20 protein-coding genes are annotated in these 18,310 nt (G+C 53.5%); 8 read left to right on the plus strand and 12 right to left on the minus strand.

Going from position 1 to position 18,310, the window contains the following annotated elements; genetic code table 11:
• Window positions 1-31 precede the first annotated feature (31 nt).
• Together ACTJI9_RS12340 and ACTJI9_RS12345 are read left to right on the plus strand one after the other, a co-directional pair.
• On the plus strand, window positions 32-508 hold the full coding sequence (locus ACTJI9_RS12340; RefSeq protein WP_115054394.1) for a TerB family tellurite resistance protein: 477 nt from the start codon (window positions 32-34) through the stop codon (window positions 506-508).
• 11 nt (window positions 509-519) lie between these two features.
• Window positions 520-1,257: a glutamine amidotransferase gene (locus ACTJI9_RS12345; protein ID WP_115054393.1), complete on the plus strand. Its 738-nt coding sequence runs from the start codon at window positions 520-522 to the stop codon at window positions 1,255-1,257.
• A 5-nt stretch (window positions 1,258-1,262) separates the two neighbouring features.
• Here ACTJI9_RS12345 and ACTJI9_RS12350 read toward each other — a convergent pair whose 3' ends face one another.
• Together ACTJI9_RS12350 and aqpZ are read right to left on the minus strand one after the other, a co-directional pair.
• Window positions 1,263-2,504, minus strand: a complete 1,242-nt coding sequence (locus ACTJI9_RS12350) for an MFS transporter (RefSeq protein WP_115054392.1) — start codon at window positions 2,502-2,504, stop codon at window positions 1,263-1,265.
• A 141-nt stretch (window positions 2,505-2,645) separates the two neighbouring features.
• Entirely contained in the window at window positions 2,646-3,332 is a 687-nt protein-coding gene (gene aqpZ, locus ACTJI9_RS12355) for an aquaporin Z (RefSeq protein WP_115054391.1), read from the minus strand.
• 257 nt (window positions 3,333-3,589) lie between these two features.
• Between aqpZ and ACTJI9_RS12360 the strand changes: the two genes are divergently transcribed.
• Together ACTJI9_RS12360 and ACTJI9_RS12365 are read left to right on the plus strand one after the other, a co-directional pair.
• Complete coding sequence (locus ACTJI9_RS12360; RefSeq protein WP_115054390.1) at window positions 3,590-3,880, plus strand: YggT family protein; 291 nt, start codon at window positions 3,590-3,592, stop codon at window positions 3,878-3,880.
• A 3-nt stretch (window positions 3,881-3,883) separates the two neighbouring features.
• Complete coding sequence (locus ACTJI9_RS12365; RefSeq protein WP_115054389.1) at window positions 3,884-4,201, plus strand: DUF167 family protein; 318 nt, start codon at window positions 3,884-3,886, stop codon at window positions 4,199-4,201.
• Between the two features lie 5 nt (window positions 4,202-4,206).
• Here the strand turns inward: ACTJI9_RS12365 and ppa are convergent, their stop codons facing one another.
• The 6 genes from ppa to ACTJI9_RS12395 all read right to left on the minus strand — a co-directional run bounded on the left by ppa (window position 4,207) and on the right by ACTJI9_RS12395 (window position 12,823).
• The gene (gene ppa, locus ACTJI9_RS12370; protein ID WP_115054388.1) at window positions 4,207-4,749 is read right to left on the minus strand and encodes an inorganic diphosphatase; all 543 of its coding nucleotides are present in this window, start codon (window positions 4,747-4,749) and stop codon (window positions 4,207-4,209) included.
• Window positions 4,750-4,905: 156 nt separating this feature from the next.
• The gene (locus ACTJI9_RS12375; RefSeq protein ID WP_440808309.1) at window positions 4,906-5,412 is read right to left on the minus strand and encodes an N-acetyltransferase family protein; all 507 of its coding nucleotides are present in this window, start codon (window positions 5,410-5,412) and stop codon (window positions 4,906-4,908) included.
• A 120-nt stretch (window positions 5,413-5,532) separates the two neighbouring features.
• Window positions 5,533-7,362, minus strand: coding sequence for a translational GTPase TypA (typA, locus tag ACTJI9_RS12380; protein ID WP_440808312.1), 1,830 nt, complete (start codon window positions 7,360-7,362; stop codon window positions 5,533-5,535).
• 137 nt (window positions 7,363-7,499) lie between these two features.
• Window positions 7,500-8,873: a magnesium transporter gene (gene mgtE, locus ACTJI9_RS12385; protein WP_440808314.1), complete on the minus strand. Its 1,374-nt coding sequence runs from the start codon at window positions 8,871-8,873 to the stop codon at window positions 7,500-7,502.
• A 408-nt stretch (window positions 8,874-9,281) separates the two neighbouring features.
• Window positions 9,282-11,723, minus strand: a complete 2,442-nt coding sequence (locus ACTJI9_RS12390) for a GcvT family protein (RefSeq protein WP_440808317.1) — start codon at window positions 11,721-11,723, stop codon at window positions 9,282-9,284.
• Between the two features lie 194 nt (window positions 11,724-11,917).
• Complete coding sequence (locus ACTJI9_RS12395) at window positions 11,918-12,823, minus strand: phosphotransferase (protein WP_440808320.1); 906 nt, start codon at window positions 12,821-12,823, stop codon at window positions 11,918-11,920.
• Window positions 12,824-13,167: 344 nt separating this feature from the next.
• Here ACTJI9_RS12395 and ACTJI9_RS12400 point away from each other — a divergent pair, with 344 nt between their 5' ends.
• A complete protein-coding gene (locus ACTJI9_RS12400) occupies window positions 13,168-13,932 on the plus strand; it encodes a DeoR/GlpR family DNA-binding transcription regulator (protein ID WP_307281202.1) in 765 nt (254 codons plus the stop codon).
• Window positions 13,933-14,001: 69 nt separating this feature from the next.
• Window positions 14,002-14,571, plus strand: coding sequence for a methylated-DNA--[protein]-cysteine S-methyltransferase (locus ACTJI9_RS12405; protein WP_354343227.1), 570 nt, complete (start codon window positions 14,002-14,004; stop codon window positions 14,569-14,571).
• Between the two features lie 63 nt (window positions 14,572-14,634).
• On the opposite strand, the gene ACTJI9_RS12410 is transcribed toward ACTJI9_RS12405, so the two are convergent.
• Window positions 14,635-15,375, minus strand: coding sequence for a 3-oxoacyl-ACP reductase family protein (locus ACTJI9_RS12410; RefSeq protein ID WP_115054383.1), 741 nt, complete (start codon window positions 15,373-15,375; stop codon window positions 14,635-14,637).
• Window positions 15,376-15,475: 100 nt separating this feature from the next.
• On the opposite strand from ACTJI9_RS12410, the gene ACTJI9_RS12415 reads away from it, so the two are divergent.
• Window positions 15,476-16,081 carry a TetR/AcrR family transcriptional regulator gene (locus ACTJI9_RS12415; protein WP_440808324.1) on the plus strand — a complete coding sequence of 202 codons (606 nt, stop codon included), beginning with the start codon at window positions 15,476-15,478 and terminating at the stop codon, window positions 16,079-16,081.
• A gap of 6 nt (window positions 16,082-16,087) precedes the next feature.
• Here the strand turns inward: ACTJI9_RS12415 and ACTJI9_RS12420 are convergent, their stop codons facing one another.
• Window positions 16,088-16,495: a DUF2000 family protein gene (locus ACTJI9_RS12420; RefSeq protein ID WP_440808327.1), complete on the minus strand. Its 408-nt coding sequence runs from the start codon at window positions 16,493-16,495 to the stop codon at window positions 16,088-16,090.
• Here ACTJI9_RS12420 and ACTJI9_RS12425 point away from each other — a divergent pair.
• On the plus strand, window positions 16,494-17,399 hold the full coding sequence (locus tag ACTJI9_RS12425) for an AraC family transcriptional regulator (RefSeq protein WP_440808328.1): 906 nt from the start codon (window positions 16,494-16,496) through the stop codon (window positions 17,397-17,399). The genes ACTJI9_RS12420 and ACTJI9_RS12425 overlap by 2 nt on opposite strands.
• Before the next feature lie 78 nt (window positions 17,400-17,477).
• Here ACTJI9_RS12425 and rpsP read toward each other — a convergent pair whose 3' ends face one another.
• Window positions 17,478-17,927 carry a 30S ribosomal protein S16 gene (gene rpsP / locus ACTJI9_RS12430; RefSeq protein WP_115054379.1) on the minus strand — a complete coding sequence of 150 codons (450 nt, stop codon included), beginning with the start codon at window positions 17,925-17,927 and terminating at the stop codon, window positions 17,478-17,480.
• Window positions 17,928-18,002: 75 nt separating this feature from the next.
• Window positions 18,003-18,308: a chorismate mutase gene (locus tag ACTJI9_RS12435; protein ID WP_115054378.1), complete on the minus strand. Its 306-nt coding sequence runs from the start codon at window positions 18,306-18,308 to the stop codon at window positions 18,003-18,005.
• Window positions 18,309-18,310: the final 2 nt, after the last annotated feature.

The following is an 18,310-nucleotide window of genomic DNA, read 5'->3' on the forward strand; positions in this document are numbered from 1 at the left end:
AAGTGATACCAAAGCGGAAAGACTCCCATAAATGCTTGATCGCCTTGTTACTTTTTTTAAAACCTTACCGTCCGGTGAAAGTGGCGCCGAGCATTTTTCAAAATCTGATCCCCGTCTTGCGGCCGCTGCCCTCCTTTTTCATGTCATGGATGCAGACGGTTCAAGCAGCAAAGAAGAACGCAAGCGCGTCTCACAACTCATATCCAATGCTTATGGGCTGAAGGGCGAGGCACTGAAGCGCCTTTTGAATGAGGGTGAGCAGGCCGATCAAGAGGCAGTTGATCTTTACAGCTTTACCAGCATCATAAAGCGCAATCTTGACGAGGATGCCCGGATCAAATTCATTGAGTTGATGTGGGAAGTTGTTTTTGCAGATGGGGTTGCCCATGAACTTGAGGACAATGTTGTCTGGCGGGTTGCCGAACTGATCGGCGTATCCACCCGAGATCGGGTTACCATGAAGCAACGTGCTGCAGTTCGAGCCGAACGGGATGTGCCCGAAGAATAGGACAAAAGCGGATGTTCCAGACAGAATGGATGGAAGCGGCGGGTCATACACAGCGCCCAAAAATCCTCGCAGTTCTGCATCAGGAAAGATCTAGCACTGGACGCGTCGGACAGCTGCTGCTGGAAGCCGGGTTTGTGTTGGATATCCGGCGCCCGCCGCTTGGCGATCCATTGCCGGATACTTTGGAAAATCACGCCGGCGCTGTTATTTTTGGCGGGCCAATGAGCGCCAACGATCCAGAAGAATATATAAGGCGGGAAACAGATTGGCTGTCGGTACCGTTGGCTGAGGAAAAGCCATTTCTTGGTATCTGCCTTGGGGCCCAAATGCTGTCCAATCACCTCGGTGGAAAAGTTTCCCCTCATCCCGACGGGCTGGTCGAAATAGGCTGGTACCCTTTGGAACCGACAGAGGCTGGCAGGACCCTTATGGACTGGCCATCCATGGTCTATCACTTTCATCGTGAAGGCTTTGAACTGCCAAAATCAGCCACTTTGCTGGCTACGGGCAACACCTATGCCAATCAGGCTTTCCGCTACGGCAAGAATGCCTGGGGCGTGCAGTTCCATGCGGAGTTGACGCGCGCCATGATGCAGCGCTGGGTGGTTCGCGGGTCGGAACGGTTTTCGCTTTGCGGCGCCCAGCAGGGCCGGGATCATCTGGAAGGCCGGATGATCCATGACGCTGTTCTAAAAGCTTGGCTACAACGCTTTTTAGGTATTGTTTTCGGCGCTCCGGTTGCTGCCTAAAAGCTTCAGGTCCTGCCTTGCAAGTTACGAGCCTTGCGAAGCTGCGGAAACCACCAAGCCCACAATCCGGCAACGGCAACAGTTCCAATTCCACCAAACACCACGGCTGGAATTGTTCCAATCATAGAGGCCATGATCCCTGCGCGGAATTCTCCCAATTCATTTGAGGCGCCGACAAACACCATATTCACGGCATTAACGCGGCCACGCACATTATCCGGTGTCCAGAGTTGAAGCAGCGTTTCGCGAATGTAAACGCTGACCATATCTGCCGCGCCCATCAATGCGAGAACCACTATGGAAAGCCAGGCAAGGTTTGACACGCCAAACATGATGGTGAGCAAGCCAAACAGGGCTACGAAGACAAACATGATAAGTCCGGCATGATCGCGGATGGGATGGCCTGTCAACCAGACAGCGGTCAGGATTGCGCCGATACCGGGTGCCGCACGCAGCATGCCCAGCCCCCATGGTCCGAGCTCCAGAATATCGCGCGCATAGACGGGCAATAGCGCTACAGCACCACCGAGCAAAACTGCAAAAAGATCCAGTGAAATGGCACCAAGGACGACTTTCTCTTTCCAGATGTAGTGGAAGCCTGCCAGCAGGGTTTGAAGAGATTTTTTCTCATTCAATGTATGTTGCGTGGGTTTAGGAATGGAGAATATGGCGAGGACGGAAATGAGCAACATGATGCAGGCGACGCCATATGCTGCCACAGGCGATATACCGTAGAGCAACCCTCCGGCGACGGGACCAACCAGCGTAGCGATTTGCCAAGCCGAGGAGTTCCATGAAACGGCGTTCGAGAATATCTCTGCAGGCACGAGATTGACGACAAGTGACGAAGAGGCAGGGCCGAGAAATGCCCGCCCGACGCCGAAACCAGCCAGCACGAGGAAAACATGCACAGGGCTGAAGCTGTGTGTCACGGTAAGCAAAAGCAACAGCGCAGCGCAGATTAACTCGACGCCGATCGACAATCCCATGATGAGGCGGCGCCCGAAACGGTCCGATGCAGCGCCGGTAACCAGAACCAGCAAGAGCGCTGGTGCGAACTGCACGAGCCCCACCATGCCAAGATGAAAGGGATCGCGTGTCAGATCATATATCTGCCAGCCAACAGACACACTGATGATCTGAATGGCAAATGAGCCAAAAAATCGTGAAAGCCAGTAAAGTGTGAAGGAGGAGTGGCGAAAGGCGGCGTAACGATCGTGAACCGCATCCGTTGCAGGAATGGTCATTTCGGTGAGGAAAACTCCGGGAGATGGGAATTTCTTCTAGAACAATTTACTGCGGAAGTAGAGAAAAAAGCGGCACTTTATATTGCAGAGTGAAAGTAAGTGGGAGCGAGCAGGTTTTACGCGGCTCGCTCCGGCAGGTTGTTAGTCTTTGCCGAGCAAAGATTTCCAAATAACTGCACCAATGGCAGCGCCAATGAGTGGGGCTACCCAGAAGAGCCAAAGCTGGCCGAGGGCCGCAGTTTCGGCAAACAGGGCCACGCCCGTGGAGCGGGCCGGATTGACTGAAGTGTTGCTGACAGGGATGGAAACCAGATGGATCAATGTCAGACCAAGGCCAATAGGAATTGGCGCGAAGCCTGCTGGAACGGAAGCAGAAGTTGCCCCCAGGATAATGATCAGAAAGAATGCCGTCAGCACGACTTCGGCCACAAGCACTGCTGTTAGTCCATAGCCGCCCGGTGAGAGCGTATCATATCCATTTGATGCAAAGCCCCCAGCGGCAAATCCGGCCTTCCCTGATGCAACAAGATAGAGCACGGCTGCCGCAGCGATTGCTCCAATTACCTGTGCTATCCAGTATGGGATCAGCTGTTTAACGTCGAAGCGACCGGCTATAGCCAGTCCAAGCGATACTGCCGGATTGAAATGCCCCCCTGAGATACCGCCGACCGCATAGGCCATGGTGAGAACGGTAAGACCAAAGGCCAATGCAACGCCTAGATAGCCGATACCAACGTCAGGTAGCCCGGCTGCCAGAACAGCACTGCCACAACCACCAAGAACTAGCCAGAATGTACCGAAGAATTCCGCTGATAGTCTATTTAGCATGGTAAACCCCCTAGATGAAAAAGGGCCGGATTGGCCCGAATCACACGCTCTATATTTATTCCTGTTTTTTTGGTTCAACAATATCTAGTGGGTTACCTTGGTAAATGGACCGGCTCTAGTCTTTCTAAGACAGTACACGACATGGAAATACTATGAGCGACCTTTGAACGAGCAACTGGGAAAATACGCCTGGCCATTGGCCTCTTGCTCGTAGGCCAGTCAATCGCTACATAACCTGTGACTTTCAGGAGAAACAGATGCTCGCTATCATCCGAACCATAGATCTTGCCCTCGATATCTATACCTGGATTCTTATTGCCAGCGCGATTTTTTCATGGCTTTACGCTTTTAACGTCATCAATTCGAGCAACAGATTCGTCGCTTCCATTGGCGATTTTCTCTATCGCGTGACCGAACCCGCCTTGCGCCCGATACGGCGGTTCCTCCCCGATCTCGGTGGGATCGATATTTCTCCCATAGTCCTGCTGTTGCTGATCTTCTTCATCCGTCAGCTGCTATGGACCACTATTGCGCCAATCCTGCTTTAAACAGTGACGAGCCAGTACTTTCGCAAGGAAGTTGACGGTCTAACGGTTTTTGTGCGGTTGACCCCAAAATCTGCAAAAGACGCAGTGGAGGGTGTGGAAACAACGGATGATGGCCGTGCGCATCTCAAGGTGCGGGTGCGGGCAGTTCCCGAAGATGGAAAGGCCAATGCAGCACTTATAAAGCTATTGGCAAAATGGCTAGATGTTGCACCGCGAAGTATCACGATTGTTGCAGGGGCAACGTCGCGGCTTAAACAAATCAGATTTGAAGGCGATCCGGGCAGCCTGATTGCCAAGCTGTCCGGTTCAATAAAACTCTAAATAGATTACGCAGTGCCAACTTTAGCGTTATGGCGCTCAATCGCTTCTCTGATCAACTGGCGTGCGGCATCTTCATCGCCCCAATCGCCGATCTTCACCCATTTGCCGGGCTCTAGATCCTTATAATGTTCAAAGAAATGTTGGATCTGCTTTAGCGTGATTTCCGGCAGGTCTGTGTAATTGTGGACCTTCTCGTAACGCAGCGTCAGATGCGGCGAAGGAACAGCAATGATCTTTTCGTCCTGGCCCTTATTGTCTTCCATGACAAGAACGCCAATCGGACGAACATTGATCACGCTTGTAGGCATCAATGCGCGGGTATTGCAGATAAGAACGTCGATGGGATCCCCATCATCCGATAATGTATGGGGTACGAAACCATAATTGCCTGGATAGGTCATGGGCGTGTGTAGAAAGCGATCGACGAAGAGCGCGCCGGAATCCTTATCCAGTTCATATTTGATAGGTTGACCGCCGACGGGGACTTCGATGATCACGTTAACGTCTTCAGGAGGATTGTTGCCGACAGGAATGGCATCGATGCGCATATTCTAGGAGTCCTTGTTGGTTTGGGAGTGCTGTACTGATTTTTGGCCCTTTGCGCAACAAGGCGCCGCCTTTTAGGTCGTCATCCAACCTATTCTTGCGACGATTGGGCGCAAAATCAGGATATATCGTAGTATGATTGATGCAGAGAGATGATTTTAACTCCAGACGAAAGCGCGCTTCTTGAGCATCTTGCCGTCGAAACATTCGACACCCTCAGCTACGTCACGGCCCCCCGCACCGTGATAGAACGAAACGGCAAGATCATTGTCCTCAAGCACCCAGATGACCATACCCTTAAGACCTTGGTCGCCCAAGCTGCGCCTTGCTGCGCCGAGCAATCGTGAGCCGAGACCGCAGCCTTGATATTCCGGACGGATGTAGAGTTCGTAAACCTCGCCCTTCTCCGGCAATTGGCGGGCGCGGTTAGGCCCGAGTGTTGCGTAACCGGCGACGACGCCCCCAATATCCGCCACCAGAATTTGCGTAGAGCGCTTGATGGCTCGTGCCCACCAATCTGCGCCTCTGCGTTCCAGCATGGTGTTAAGAGCGCGATGAGGAATGATGCCGATGTAGGCACCGCGCCAAGCAGCCAGATGAATGGCAGAAATTGCCACCGCATCAGCCAAACCGGCTTTTCTTATCTCGGTTACGTGCGTGCTCATGGCAAAGAGCATAAACCTGCGACACGCGATTCCGCAACGGCATTACGAACGATTTTTGGGAGCATCAAAAAGAAAAGCGGCGATAAACGCCGCTTTTCCAAAGTCTATAAGTTATGGCGATTAAGCTGCGCCGGCAGCCTTATTGCTCTTTTCGAAACGCTTGCGTTCATTCGGATCAAGGTAAAGCTTGCGCAAACGAATGGACTTCGGCGTAACTTCCATAAGTTCGTCATCCTGAATCCAAGACAGAGCGCGTTCGAGCGTCATGCGGATTGGCGGGGTGAGCTTGACGGCTTCGTCCTTGCCGGCAGCGCGGATATTGGTCAGCTTCTTGCCCTTGAGGATATTCACTTCAAGATCATTGTCGCGCGAATGGATGCCAATGATCATACCGGCATAGACCTTAACGCCTGCTTCGATAATCATCTGACCACGGTCTTCGAGGTTCCACATGGCGAATGCCACGGATTCACCCTGATCGTTGGAGATCAGAACGCCATTGTTGCGACCTGCGATTTCGCCCCGGAAAGGCTCATAGGCGCGGAACAGCCGGTTCATGATCGCGGTGCCGCGTGTATCTGTCAAAAGCTCTGACTGATAGCCAATGAGGCCGCGTGTCGGTGCGTAGAAAACCATCCGGACACGATTGCCGCCAGAGGGACGCAGCTCAACCATTTCGGCTTTGCGCTCTGACATCTTCTGAACAACCGTACCGGAATATTCTTCATCAACGTCGATCAGAACTTCTTCGATAGGCTCGAGCAGATTGCCTGCATCGTCCTTTTGCATCACAACGCGCGGGCGGGAAACACCAAGCTCAAAGCCTTCACGGCGCATGTTTTCGATGAGAACGGCGAGCTGCAATTCACCGCGACCGGATACGAAGAATGAGTCCTTTTCGCCCGATTCCTCGACCTTGAGCGCAACATTGCCTTCAGCTTCCTTCATCAGGCGATCACGAATGACGCGGCTGGTAACCTTGTCGCCTTCAGTGCCGGCGAGCGGGCTGTCGTTGACGATGAAGGACATGGTAACCGTTGGCGGATCGATAGGCTGCGCATGAAGCGGTTCGGTCACTTCAACAGCGCAGAAAGTATCAGCAACAGTTCCTTTTTGCAGACCGGCGATTGCAACGATGTCGCCCGCATGGGCTTCGTCAATCGATTGGCGCTCAAGACCACGGAAGGTCAAAATCTTTGAGATACGGCCGGTTTCGATCTGTGTGCCATCGCCGTGCAAAACCTTGACGGGCTGGTTGGACTTGACTGTACCGGAATGGATGCGGCCTGTGATAATGCGACCCAGGAACGGATCGGCTTCAAGGATTGTTCCGATCATCTTGAAAGGGCCTTCGCCAACGGTTGGCGCGGGCACATGATCAAGAACCATGTCAAACAAGGCGGATAGGCCCTGATCCTGCGGGCCTTCTGGATTTTTTGCCATCCAGCCATTGCGGCCTGAACCATAAAGGATCGGGAAATCAAGCTGTTCGTCAGTAGCGTCCAGTGCAGCAAAAAGATCGAAAACTTCGTTTACGACTTCTTCGTGACGTGCATCAGGACGGTCGATCTTGTTGATCGCTACGATTGGACGAAGCCCAACTTTCAAAGCCTTACCGACAACAAACTTTGTTTGTGGCATCGGACCTTCAGCCGCATCGACGAGAACGATGGCGCCATCGACCATCGAAAGAATACGTTCGACTTCACCACCGAAATCGGCGTGGCCAGGTGTATCAACGATGTTGATGCGGGAATCTTTCCAGACTACGGAAGTGGCCTTGGCGAGAATGGTGATCCCGCGTTCCTTTTCGATGTCGTTGGAGTCCATCATTCTTTCGGCAACGCGCTGATTATCGCGGAAGTTGCCGGACTGTTTCAATAGTTCGTCAACAAGCGTGGTTTTGCCATGGTCAACGTGTGCGATGATCGCGATGTTGCGCAGTTTCATGAGGTTCTCTTTGGAGGATTGTGGACGCAAAATTGCATGCGACGCTTTACATTTGCGCGCTCCATACATGTTTTTTCGCAATTGCGAAAGGGGGCGGCACAGGAATATGCCGCCCAGATCGCATTCCGCCTGTCTTTTTAGAGCAAGGTTCCGGACAGGATAACCAGCGCAATGCTGAAATAAATCACCAAACCCGTGACATCGACGAGCGTTGCGACAAAAGGTGCAGAAGCACTTGCCGGGTCAAAACCAAGCCTTTGCATAGCAAAAGGCAGCATCGAACCGACGAGCGAGCCGAAGGTCACGATACCGACCAGCGCAGCGCCGACAGTGGCGGCAACCAATTGCCAATGCTGGCCGTAATCATAAAGACCAAGCATTTGCCAAGCGGCAATACGTGCAACGCCGATCAAGCCCAAGAATGATCCGAGCACCAGTCCGGTTGGTATTTCGCGCAGGGCGACCCTCCACCAATCCTTCAGCCGCAGGTCCTGCAAGGCCAAGGCACGGATAAGCAGGGACGTAGCCTGAGAACCGGAATTACCGCCGGAACTCATGATCAGAGGAATAAACAGTGTTAAAACAACAGCCTTTTCCAGTTCACCCTCGAAATGCTGCATGGCGCTGGCCGTTAACATTTCGCCCAGGAGCAAAATCCCGAGCCAACCGGCACGCTTATGGATCATCTGAAAGAAGCCGATTTGCATGTAAGGCTTGTTCAAAGCCTCCATGCCGCCAAACTTCAGAGTATCCTCAGTCATCTCCTGCGTCATGGTATCAATGACGTCATCAACAGTAACGATTCCAATTACTTGATTGTTGTCGGTCACAACTGGCACGGCCAAAAGATCGTGCTTGCGGAATAGACGTGCAACATCTTCCTGATCGGTCAGCGGGGTAACCACGACAGGAGCAACATCGCGCCCAACGCTCAATATGGAAGCCTCGGGCTCACTGCTGATCAGCCGACGCAATGCTACAGTGCGAAGCAAAACTTTCGTTGCAGGATCAATAACATAGATCGCATATATTGTTTCGCGGGAACGCTCTACCTCGCGGATATGCTGCAGGGTTTGCGCAACGGTCCAGCTGGATGGCACGCTGACAAACTCCGTCGTCATCAGGCTACCCGCCGTATGGGGTGGGTACCGCAGGAGTTTGCGAAGCGCAGCGGTGGTTTCAGGCCCGAGACCAGCAGCAAGACGCGCCCGGTCTTCTGGTCCGAATTCCTGAAAAATGTCGGTAACCCGATCAATTGACATCTCATCAAGAATGTCCCGGGCTTTGGCGGCAGGCAGACTCTTGATGATTGCCGGTGCTGAATGCAGCTCGGGTTGATCAAGAATAAGCACGGCATGTTCAAGCGGCATATCATTGAAAGTATCAATGATATCAGTAAGTTCTAGTTCATTGAGAAGCTCGATCGCATCGGCTGCATGCATGGATGCGAGGCGCTGCGTGATGTTCAGGTCTGCGTTTACCGCATCCTGATGTACGAGGATGTTGTTCATTTTACTCGCCTTTCCGTCGATCCGCCGTCAAGGGGGATCAAGGCGAGCTGATTTCAAATCAGGCCAGGATCACCGCTGACGGCGCAAACAATCGACTACTGTCGTCGTTGGGCATGGAAGTAGATTCCTGGTTAAAACAAGCAGGCGCGGAATGCGGACCCTGCATGGCGTCATTTGGCTCCGCGGCAAGGGAAAGTCAACCCCGCATGAACATTGCTACCGAGCACAACCAAAACACACCAACAAATAGCAAAAATTGGGTAAGAATCGACGATTCTTCGGGAAAAATCGGTGAAACTCCAGCCATGGTCTGCCATTTGAGGAAATTCTCCTCGAAAAACGCCGGAAGAGCGTTGAACTGATCCGAATTTTATTGCGGGCTCGGAAAGAACGAGGTGAAATTTCCGTTCAGGCTTTCACTTTCACGTTCTGCGGGTCGTAAAGCGGTTCGATGTGCAACTCTGCCGCGAAACGTTCATTGGCAATGATGAGTTCATATTTGCCCTCCCGAAGGAAGTCGCCGGTAACGCCTTCATCATTTCGCACATACCCATATCCGACCGGTTTTCCGATCGTATATCCGAAGCCGCCGCTGGTGAGGTATCCGGCAAAGACTCCGTTGCGCAATATTGTTTCACGGCCAAGCAGCACAACATTGCTGTCTAAGACGGTAAAAGCCGCAAGGCATTTCTTCAGCGGTTTGGCATTGATGGCTTCGCTGGGAGCGCGGCCGATAAAATCGGTATTCTTGCGGAGCTTGACCGCCCAGCCAAGTCCGGCCTCAAAAGGGGAATCATTGGGTGTAATATCCGAGCCCCAGGCTCGGTACCCTTTTTCGAGGCGGAGCGATTCAATGGCGCGGTATCCGACAGGCCGGATACCGAACTCTTCGCCCGCTGACATGAGTGCGTCGAATACCGCTCCGGTTGCAGCAAGCGGTACATGTAATTCCCAGCCGAGCTCGCCGACATAGGTGATGCGCAATGCACGAATAATCGTTCCGGCTATTTCAATTTCGCGAACATGACCGAACGGAAAAGCGTTGTTGCTGACATCGGCACTGGTAACCTTTGCCAACACCTTCCGGGCCATTGGGCCCATAAGCGAAAGCGTCCCGTAATCTTCAGTTATGTCGGTAAGTTCTGCGTCGAGATCTTGGCCGATATGATCCCTGATCCAGGCAAAATCGTGGGTGCGGAAACCCGTTCCGGTGACGATGTAGAACTTGTCTTCGGCAAGCCGCGCGACAGTCAGATCGCACTCAATGCCGCCTCTGGTATTGAGGAGCTGGGTATAGGTGAGGCGGCCTGCGGGCCTGGAAACATCATTGGCGCAAATGTAATCCAGAGCCTTGGCGGCGTCCTTGCCTGAAAGTTCAAACTTGGCAAAGGATGATTGGTCGAAAATGCCCACCTTTTCCCGGACCAGCCGGTGTTCTTCGCCCACGGCGTCAAACCAGTTCTGGCGACCCATAGAATAGACGTCTTCGGAAGGCGCGCCTTCCGGCGCAAACCAGTTGGGGCGCTCCCAGCCAAGTTTTGAACCAAAGACGGCGCGATACTTTTTCAAACGTTCATAAAGCGGCGAAACAATAGCGGGACGGCCAGAGACATATTCCTCATGCGGGAAGCCGATTGTGTAATGCTTGCCATAGGCTTCCAGCGTCCTGTCCCGTACCCAAACCCGATTGCGATGAAGATTGGAGAAGCGGCGAATATCGACGGCCCACAGATCGAGCGGTGCTTCCCCATCGATCGCCCATTGCGCCAGAACCCAGCCTGCACCACCGCCGGAGGCAATGCCGAAAGCATTGAAGCCAGCGCCAACAAACATATTCGAGCATTCCGGTGCGACACCAAGGATGAAATTGCCATCCGGAGTGAAGCTTTCCGGTCCGTTGATCATTTGCTTGACGCCTGCCGTTTCCAGCGCCGGAATGCGTTCAATGGCTTGAAGCATATGTTGCTCAAAATGATCGAAATCATCATCAAACAAGCGGAACTGCCAGTCATTGGGCACGTCGCCTGTCATCCAGCTTTGCGGATTGGGCTCATAGCCGCCCATAACCAGTCCGCCGACCTCTTCCTTGAAGTAAGTGCGCCGATCCGGATCACGCAATGTCGGCGCGTCGGCAGCAAGCCCTTCGATCTTTTCAGTGATAATATATTGGTGTTTTACCGGCTGCAAAGGCACGTTGATACCTGCCATATCCCCGACCTGCCGAGCCCATTGCCCGGCGCAATTAATGACTTTTTCGCAAGCAATATCACCCTGGTCCGTCTTGACCTTCATGATCCTGTCGCCGTCCATTTCGAAGCCGGTAACCCTTATGTTCTCGATAATCCTGGCGCCATTCATCCGCGCGCCCTTGGCCAGCGACTGCGTGATATCCGAAGGACTGGCCTGCCCATCCGTTGGCAACCAGCTCGCACCGACGAGATCATCGACATTCAAAAGTGGCCACATTGCCTTGACTTCTTTCGGCGATAAAAGCTCCATATCCATACCGAAGCTGCCAGCCGTGGTTTTAAGCCGCTTGTATTCGGTCCAGCGGTCCTGATTGGTGGCAAGCCGAAGGCACCCGGTCATTTTCCACCCGGTCTCAAGTCCCGTTTCCGCAGCAAGCCGCTTGTACAGATCAACGGAGTATTTGAGAACGCGCGTTATGGATGCCGAGGAGCGCAGTTGACCGACCAGGCCAGCGGCATGCCATGTGGACCCGGATGTCAGCTGACCCATTTCGAGCAGAATAACATCAGCCTTGTGATCCTTGGCAAGATGGTAGGCTGTGGAGCAGCCAATAATGCCGCCGCCAATGATGACAATTTGAGCGTGGGAAGGAAGGGTCATGATGTGAGCACTCTGCTGTTTATTGCATATCGATATTGCGTGGTTCGTCCTTCGATAAGCTCAGGAGGGCTCACCATGAGGAAGGTCAAAGTGTTGCAACGAGAGCCGCCAGCGTTGTGCACTTCACGCCCTGCAAGCAAACCATCATGGTGAGCCGCGTCGAACCACGCACAACTAGGATTGCAGTTTGGAATTTATCCATAACTTGTCCGATACCTCTCCATTGCCTGGTCGAGCCGAAGCAGGTTTTCAGCCGTATAGGCGGCGTAATCAACGCCCGGTGCGCTGAGATGAAGTTCTGAAACCATGCTCCACATGGCTTCGCGCAGCAGAGAAGCGCATTGCATCGCTGCGTGAGAACGCTGGATTTCAGGGTCCGGCGGACCACTGAAATAGGCCTCGAGCAAGGCATTGGATTCTTCGCCGTCAAGTCCGGCATTTGATGCGAGGCCTGCAAGATCAAACATCGCTGTAGAGAACCCTGCATATTCAAAATCAATCAGCCACAGCCGCTCGCCATCATCGAGAATATTGGCGGGCAACAGGTCATTATGGCTGAAGATAATAGGCAGCGGTTTTTGTACGGCTTCCATTTCCTCGGCTATTTCGAGATAGGAGGGAAGCTCAGAGACGAACCGGCTTTTACCGACTTCGAGCGTACGGGCATAATCGCGAATTACATGAAATGCCCAGAACATGAAGCCGGGCCCTTGGATATATTCCGGCATGCTGGTGTGAAACTGCCGGATGAGCCGGGCAATACGTGGGATGTTTGCCCGCACATCATCGGCATTCCATGTTTTCGCACCAAGGAAGGCGGTGACCATAATGCCATCTTCCGCGTGGAACAGCTCAGGCGCGAAGCCAGCGCGATGTGCCGCCTGCGCCGTCATTGCCTCGCGGGTGCGAAATACATGATGAAAAGGATAATCCGTGCCGAAACGAACCACATACTTGCCCGTATCGTCCTCGACCACATAGCTTTCATTGCTGATGCCTCCCTTAAGCAGGGCAATGCTTATATCGCCTTTCCACAAGGGCAAGGCGGCAATCCGCGATTCCGCTAGCCTGTTATCGGCAAGGCTTGTCACAGATTTCATGCTATGCATCCGCTCCTCATTGCTCGCTGACGGAGCGCAAAGTGCAGTCAGGCAGACTCATCATGAGCAACGAACTTGTTTCATGGGATTGTGAGCTCTCCATGAACAGAACGGCTATTCAAGATGTACTGCGTAGCATCCCACTAACTGCTTTTTATTATTTGAGGATGCTTCCCCTCACGATGAGCCTGTCTAACCACGCTTCTTATTTGTCCAGGCAGGTTCCCGCATCCCAAGACGTCTGTCAACAGAATTATGTGGGATTTTGTGGTTTTTGTGACTGGTAATATGAAATTCTGTGATATTTATGCCTGTATTCTTACGTTTTCGTCAAAGGTTCGGTCATGAGTTCGAAACGGCGCGGTGAAATTAAACGCCTTTTGCAAGATGAGGGGACAATTTCGATTGCCGATCTTGCCTTGAAGCTGGGTGTTTCTCTTGAAACAATCCGGCGTGACGTGAAGCCCTTATATGATGAGGGCGCAATTACCCGCGTCCATGGAGCAATAGGCCTGCCGCTCCACCTTGGAGAGGCGCCATTTGAGCTGCGTATGCGAGAGAATGCCGATGCAAAGCGTGTGATCGCGCATTATGTGGCGCGCACCATCCAGAATGGCGAATCCATCATGCTGGATACTGGAACAACGACAAGCTTTCTCGCCCGTCAACTTCTGCAGCATCGCAATCTGACGGTGATTACCAATTCGTCCGATATTGCCCGCACTCTGGCAACGGTTAACGGAAACAGGGTTTTCATGGCCGGCGGGGAATTGCGCAGCGATAGTGGTGCTGCGTTCGGAGTATCCGCAATGGAATTTGTCAACCGGTTCAGTGTCAATCACGCCGTCATTTCCATAGGCGCAATCGATGCCTCGGGCGGCATTATGGACTATGATCTGGAGGAGGCAGAATTTGCGCGTACCGTGCTTTCGCGGGGCGCCCGCAAACTGGCGATTTCCGATGCCACAAAATTCGGGCGGCGCGGATTGGTCAAAGTGTGCGGTTTCGATGGGTTTGACGAGTTGGTGACGGATCGGGAGCCGCCCGCGGATATAGCCCAGGCTCTGGCTGATGCCGGGGCGATTTTGACCATAGCCGCGCGCCAATAGCTATCGAGCAAGAAACGGATTGGCTCTGGAACATTCGCAGCTATTCTTAAGCTGAGTCGGAGCGCGCCTATGTCCAAACTGCTGCTTAGCAAATCCATCCATACCAAGATCGGTCCAATGATTGCCATGGCTACCGGCGAAGCCCTGGTTCTGCTGGAATTTCACGACCGGCCGATCCTGCCTTATGAGTTGAAAGAGTTGCAGCAACGCTACGGCTATTCGATTGCCTCGGGAAGCAATGCCGTACTTGAACAGACACAAGCAGAATTGGACGCCTATTTCGATGGGGAATTGACAAAGTTTGAAACACCTTTGGTGTTGCCAGCCATGCCTTTCCAAAAACAGGTCTGGACGGCGCTGCAAGATATTCCCTACGGAGAAACCCGCACCTATGGCCGTATCGCTGGCGATCTCGGAAGGCCGAATGCGAGCCGGGCAGTCGGGGCGGCCAATGGACAAAACCGTTTGGCGATTATTATTCCCTGCCACCGCGTGATCGGAGCCGACGGCGCCCTGACCGGATATGGCGGGGGCAAACATCGCAAACGCTATTTGCTGGATCTGGAACACCGCGTAGCTGCGGGTATTTCCGGAAGCCCGGTGTTTCACCCGATTACTGCGCAAAGCAGTATGTTCTAGGATGGTGACGCCGCTATCTCTCTTTAGCGCGGAGAGATAGCGGCATATTAGAGCGGCGGCAAATCAGATATTTGCGCCGCCATCAATGACGAAGCTTGACCCCGTGATGAAGCGGCCCTCTTCACCTGCGAGAAAGGCTACCAGTCCGGCAATATCCTTCGCTTCGCCAAATTTCGGGATCGCCATTCGGGCGCGTTGGACTTCCGCATGATCGCCATTTGCGGGATTCATATCCGTATCGGTAGAACCCGGGTGGACGATATTGGCTGTGATTTCCCGCGGGCCAAGATCCCGCGCAAGCGCTTTAGTCAGGCCAATGAGTGCCGCCTTGCTGGTGGAATAGGCGATCAGCCCGGCGGAGGGAACGATCTCGGCAAGATTGCTGCCGATGGAAATGATGCGGCCGCCGGCGCCCATATGCACTGCTGCGGCCTTTGAGGCGACGAAGCTGGCGCGGACGTGAATGGACATAACCCGGTCAAATTCAGCCAGTTCCAGCTGGTCTACGGTGTCCATGGTGTAGACGCCCGCATTATTGACGAGGATATCGAGACGGCCAAGCTTGGCGTGGGCTTCGTTAACAGCGTTTTCGAGGGCCTTAACATCAAGGTTATCCGCTTTGATGGCGAGGGCGCGGCGGCCTAGCTTCTCGATAGCCTTGACAGTTTCATCGGCTTTTGCTGCGGCGCTGGTATAGGTGATGGCAATATCTGCCCCATCCTGTGCCAGTTTAAGCGCAATGGCTGCACCCATTCCCCGGCTTCCGCCAGTGATGAACGCTACTTTATTCTCGAGACGCGACATGGTATTTCCTTTTATGTAATGATCGATACATAATGCTTGTCACGGTTGCATCCAGAGGTCAAGTGATTTATGTATCGATCACTATAGAAAGGATTCCATCATGTCAGCGAAAGGCCGTCCGCGCGCATTTGACCGCGATGCTGCGCTTGAGCGCGCGATGCAGGTTTTCTGGAAACGGGGCTATGAGAGCGCCTCAATGGCTGACCTGACGGCGGCAATGGAAATCAATGCGCCCAGCCTTTACGCGGCATTTGGCAGCAAAGCCGATCTCTTCAAGGAGGCCGTGGAGCTTTATACCAACAAGATTGGGCAGCGCATAAAGAACGCCTTGCCCAATGCAGCCACCGCAAAGGAAGGCGTTGCCGACTTCCTCATGCAAACCGCAATATCGCATACGGACCCCGACCAGCCGCATGGATGCATGGTGGTGCTCGGTGCGCTGCATGGTGACGAGGCCGTGGGCACGCCGTGCTCTCTATTGCGCGAGCGCAGGCTCGACAATGTAACATTATTGCGCGGAAGGCTGGAGCGCGGCGTGCGTGAGGGTGAAATTGCAGCTTCCGTCGACCTTCAGCAAGTGGCTGAATTCTATGCAACCGTGCAGCACGGCATGTCGATTACGGCGCGTGATGGAGCCACATTGGAGCAATTGACCAAGACCGCCCAAGCTGCGATGGCGGCGTGGGAAGGTCTGGTCTCGGGGTGACCGGCATTAAGGGTGCATGATTGCTCCCTTGGTGATTTTGTCGACAGCTCTTTTTTCACCCCGCAATGCGATTCCCACCAGCTTGGCATTGTCTGGTTCGAAACGGCCGAACATTTCGCGGTTGGCAACGTCATTGCCGGTTGCAAACATCTCCTCGACATAGGCTGAGGTGGTTATGTTGCGTTCAAGTGAACGTCTGTGAATTTTCCGCAGCGTCTCTTGATCTGCAGCCAGCACCACCATGGGCTGGATTGCCATCGCATTATAGACATTTCCCGCGCCATCCCTATATGGTTCGCCAATGATGGCCGGATACTGGGCCGTAATGCCGCTTGTCAGAAAGGCTGCTACATTGAGCTTTTGCCAAGTGGCAAGGTCATCGCGCAGAACGATAACAATCTTGGTATCAGACATGAAATCAAACTCCATTCGTGGATATGCTGAAACGTCGGCCATAGCAGTCGGGGGAACTGAGGGTCTTGTACGTTTGTGCAACACGGGGAGCGATGGAATCCTTCAGGCGCCGCCCTCCCGAGGTATTGAAAGGATTGAAGCCCGTTTCTCTGGCCAGGGTTTCGAACCACACCGGCATGACACCTATGCGCTTGGATTAACCCTTTCAGGCGTTCAGACCTTCCGATATCGCGGCGCTTCGCGCTTCAGTCTGCCAGGCAATATTATCATTCTCCATCCCGATGAAGTGCATGATGGTGCGGCCGGAACCGATAGTGGCCTGAGCTACCGGATGCTGTATCTCCCGCCGGAACGCCTTATCGAAGCGGCGGATACATTGCGTTCCCTGCCATTCGTCGCCGATCCTGTGATTTCGGATGTAACATTCCAACGCTGTCTCTCCGAGGCTCTTTGTCAGATTGAAACAAGGTTGGATGACCTTCAGCTTGACGATCTTATCGGGCGGTTCGCTGAAGGACTTGGTCGTCATTCCGGCCAACAATCGCGCACATCGAACCGAATTGCGGTAAAAGCGGTTCTGCTATGCCGTGAATTTCTCCAGGACAATTGCGACCGCGTTGTTTCATCTGGAGAACTGGAAGCAATCTGTGGTCTTGATCGATATACGCTGGCCAGACATTTTCGCTGTCTTCTTGGCACAAGCCCGCATCGTTATCTCCTGATGCGTCGTCTGGACAAAGCCAAGGCGTGGCTATCGAAAGGTGCCAATCTTGCCGATGTGGCAGTGAGTTCCGGATTTGCCGACCAAGCCCATTTTACACGGCACTTCAAGAAGACCTTCGGCATAACGCCGGGTCATTGGAAAGGGCTTACATCCGCCGCCAGCCGACGCGTCGCAATTTGAATGAAGACAATTCATGCGCCGAAAGCAAAACGGGCGGCACAAGGCCACCCGTTTGCATTCAATAAGTGAAACTGCCGATTAGCTGGCAGCTTCTTCTTCGGCAGGTGTTTCTGCAGGTGCAGCAGCAGCTTCGGCGGCAGCGGCCTTGGCAGCTTCAGCGGCTTCTGCTTCAGCGGCAGCCTTTGCCTTCGCATCTTCTTCAGCCTGCTTGGCCATAGCAACGCGTTCCTGCGCCTTCTTGCCTGGCAGTGCCTTTTCAGGATTGCTGCGGGTGTCGCGCTTGGCGATACCAGCCTGATCAAGGAAGCGAAGAACGCGGTCTGTTGGCTGTGCGCCGTGACCGATCCAGTAGTTGATACGCTCTGCATCAAGCTTGACGCGATCGCCATCCTTGGGGAGCATCGGGTTCCATGAGCCGACGTTTTCGATGAAACGGCCGTCGCGTGGCGAACGGACGTCAGCAACGACGACGTGGTAGTAAGGGCGCTTCTTCGACCCTGCACGGGCCAGACGGATTTTCAATGGCATTGTTAGTCTCCTAGCTTTCTTTTCTGTTGCCGCAATTCCTGATGGAAAACCGAAATTCGCTTTTCCTGGGATTGCTTAGCTGCCGTTTTCTTTGGCAGCTGTTGTTTCGTGATGCCTGATCACTTCCTTGACGATGAAGTTCAGGAACTTCTCGGCAAAATCGGGGTCGAGGTCGGCAGACAGCGCCAGAGTGCGCAGTCGTTCGACCTGTTGTTTTTCGCGGTTCGGGTCAGCCGGAGCCAGACCGTTCTTCGCCTTGAGAACGCCAACCGCCTTGGTGCAGCGAAAGCGCTCTGCGAGCATGTGGATCAACGCGGCATCGATATTGTCGATGGATGCGCGCAGTTCGAGCAATTCTTTTGGCAGGGATGATGAGCTCATGA

The sequence above is a fragment of the Phyllobacterium sp. 22552 genome (assembly GCF_052044585.1).
Classification (GTDB): Bacteria; Pseudomonadota; Alphaproteobacteria; order Rhizobiales; family Rhizobiaceae; genus Phyllobacterium; species Phyllobacterium ifriqiyense.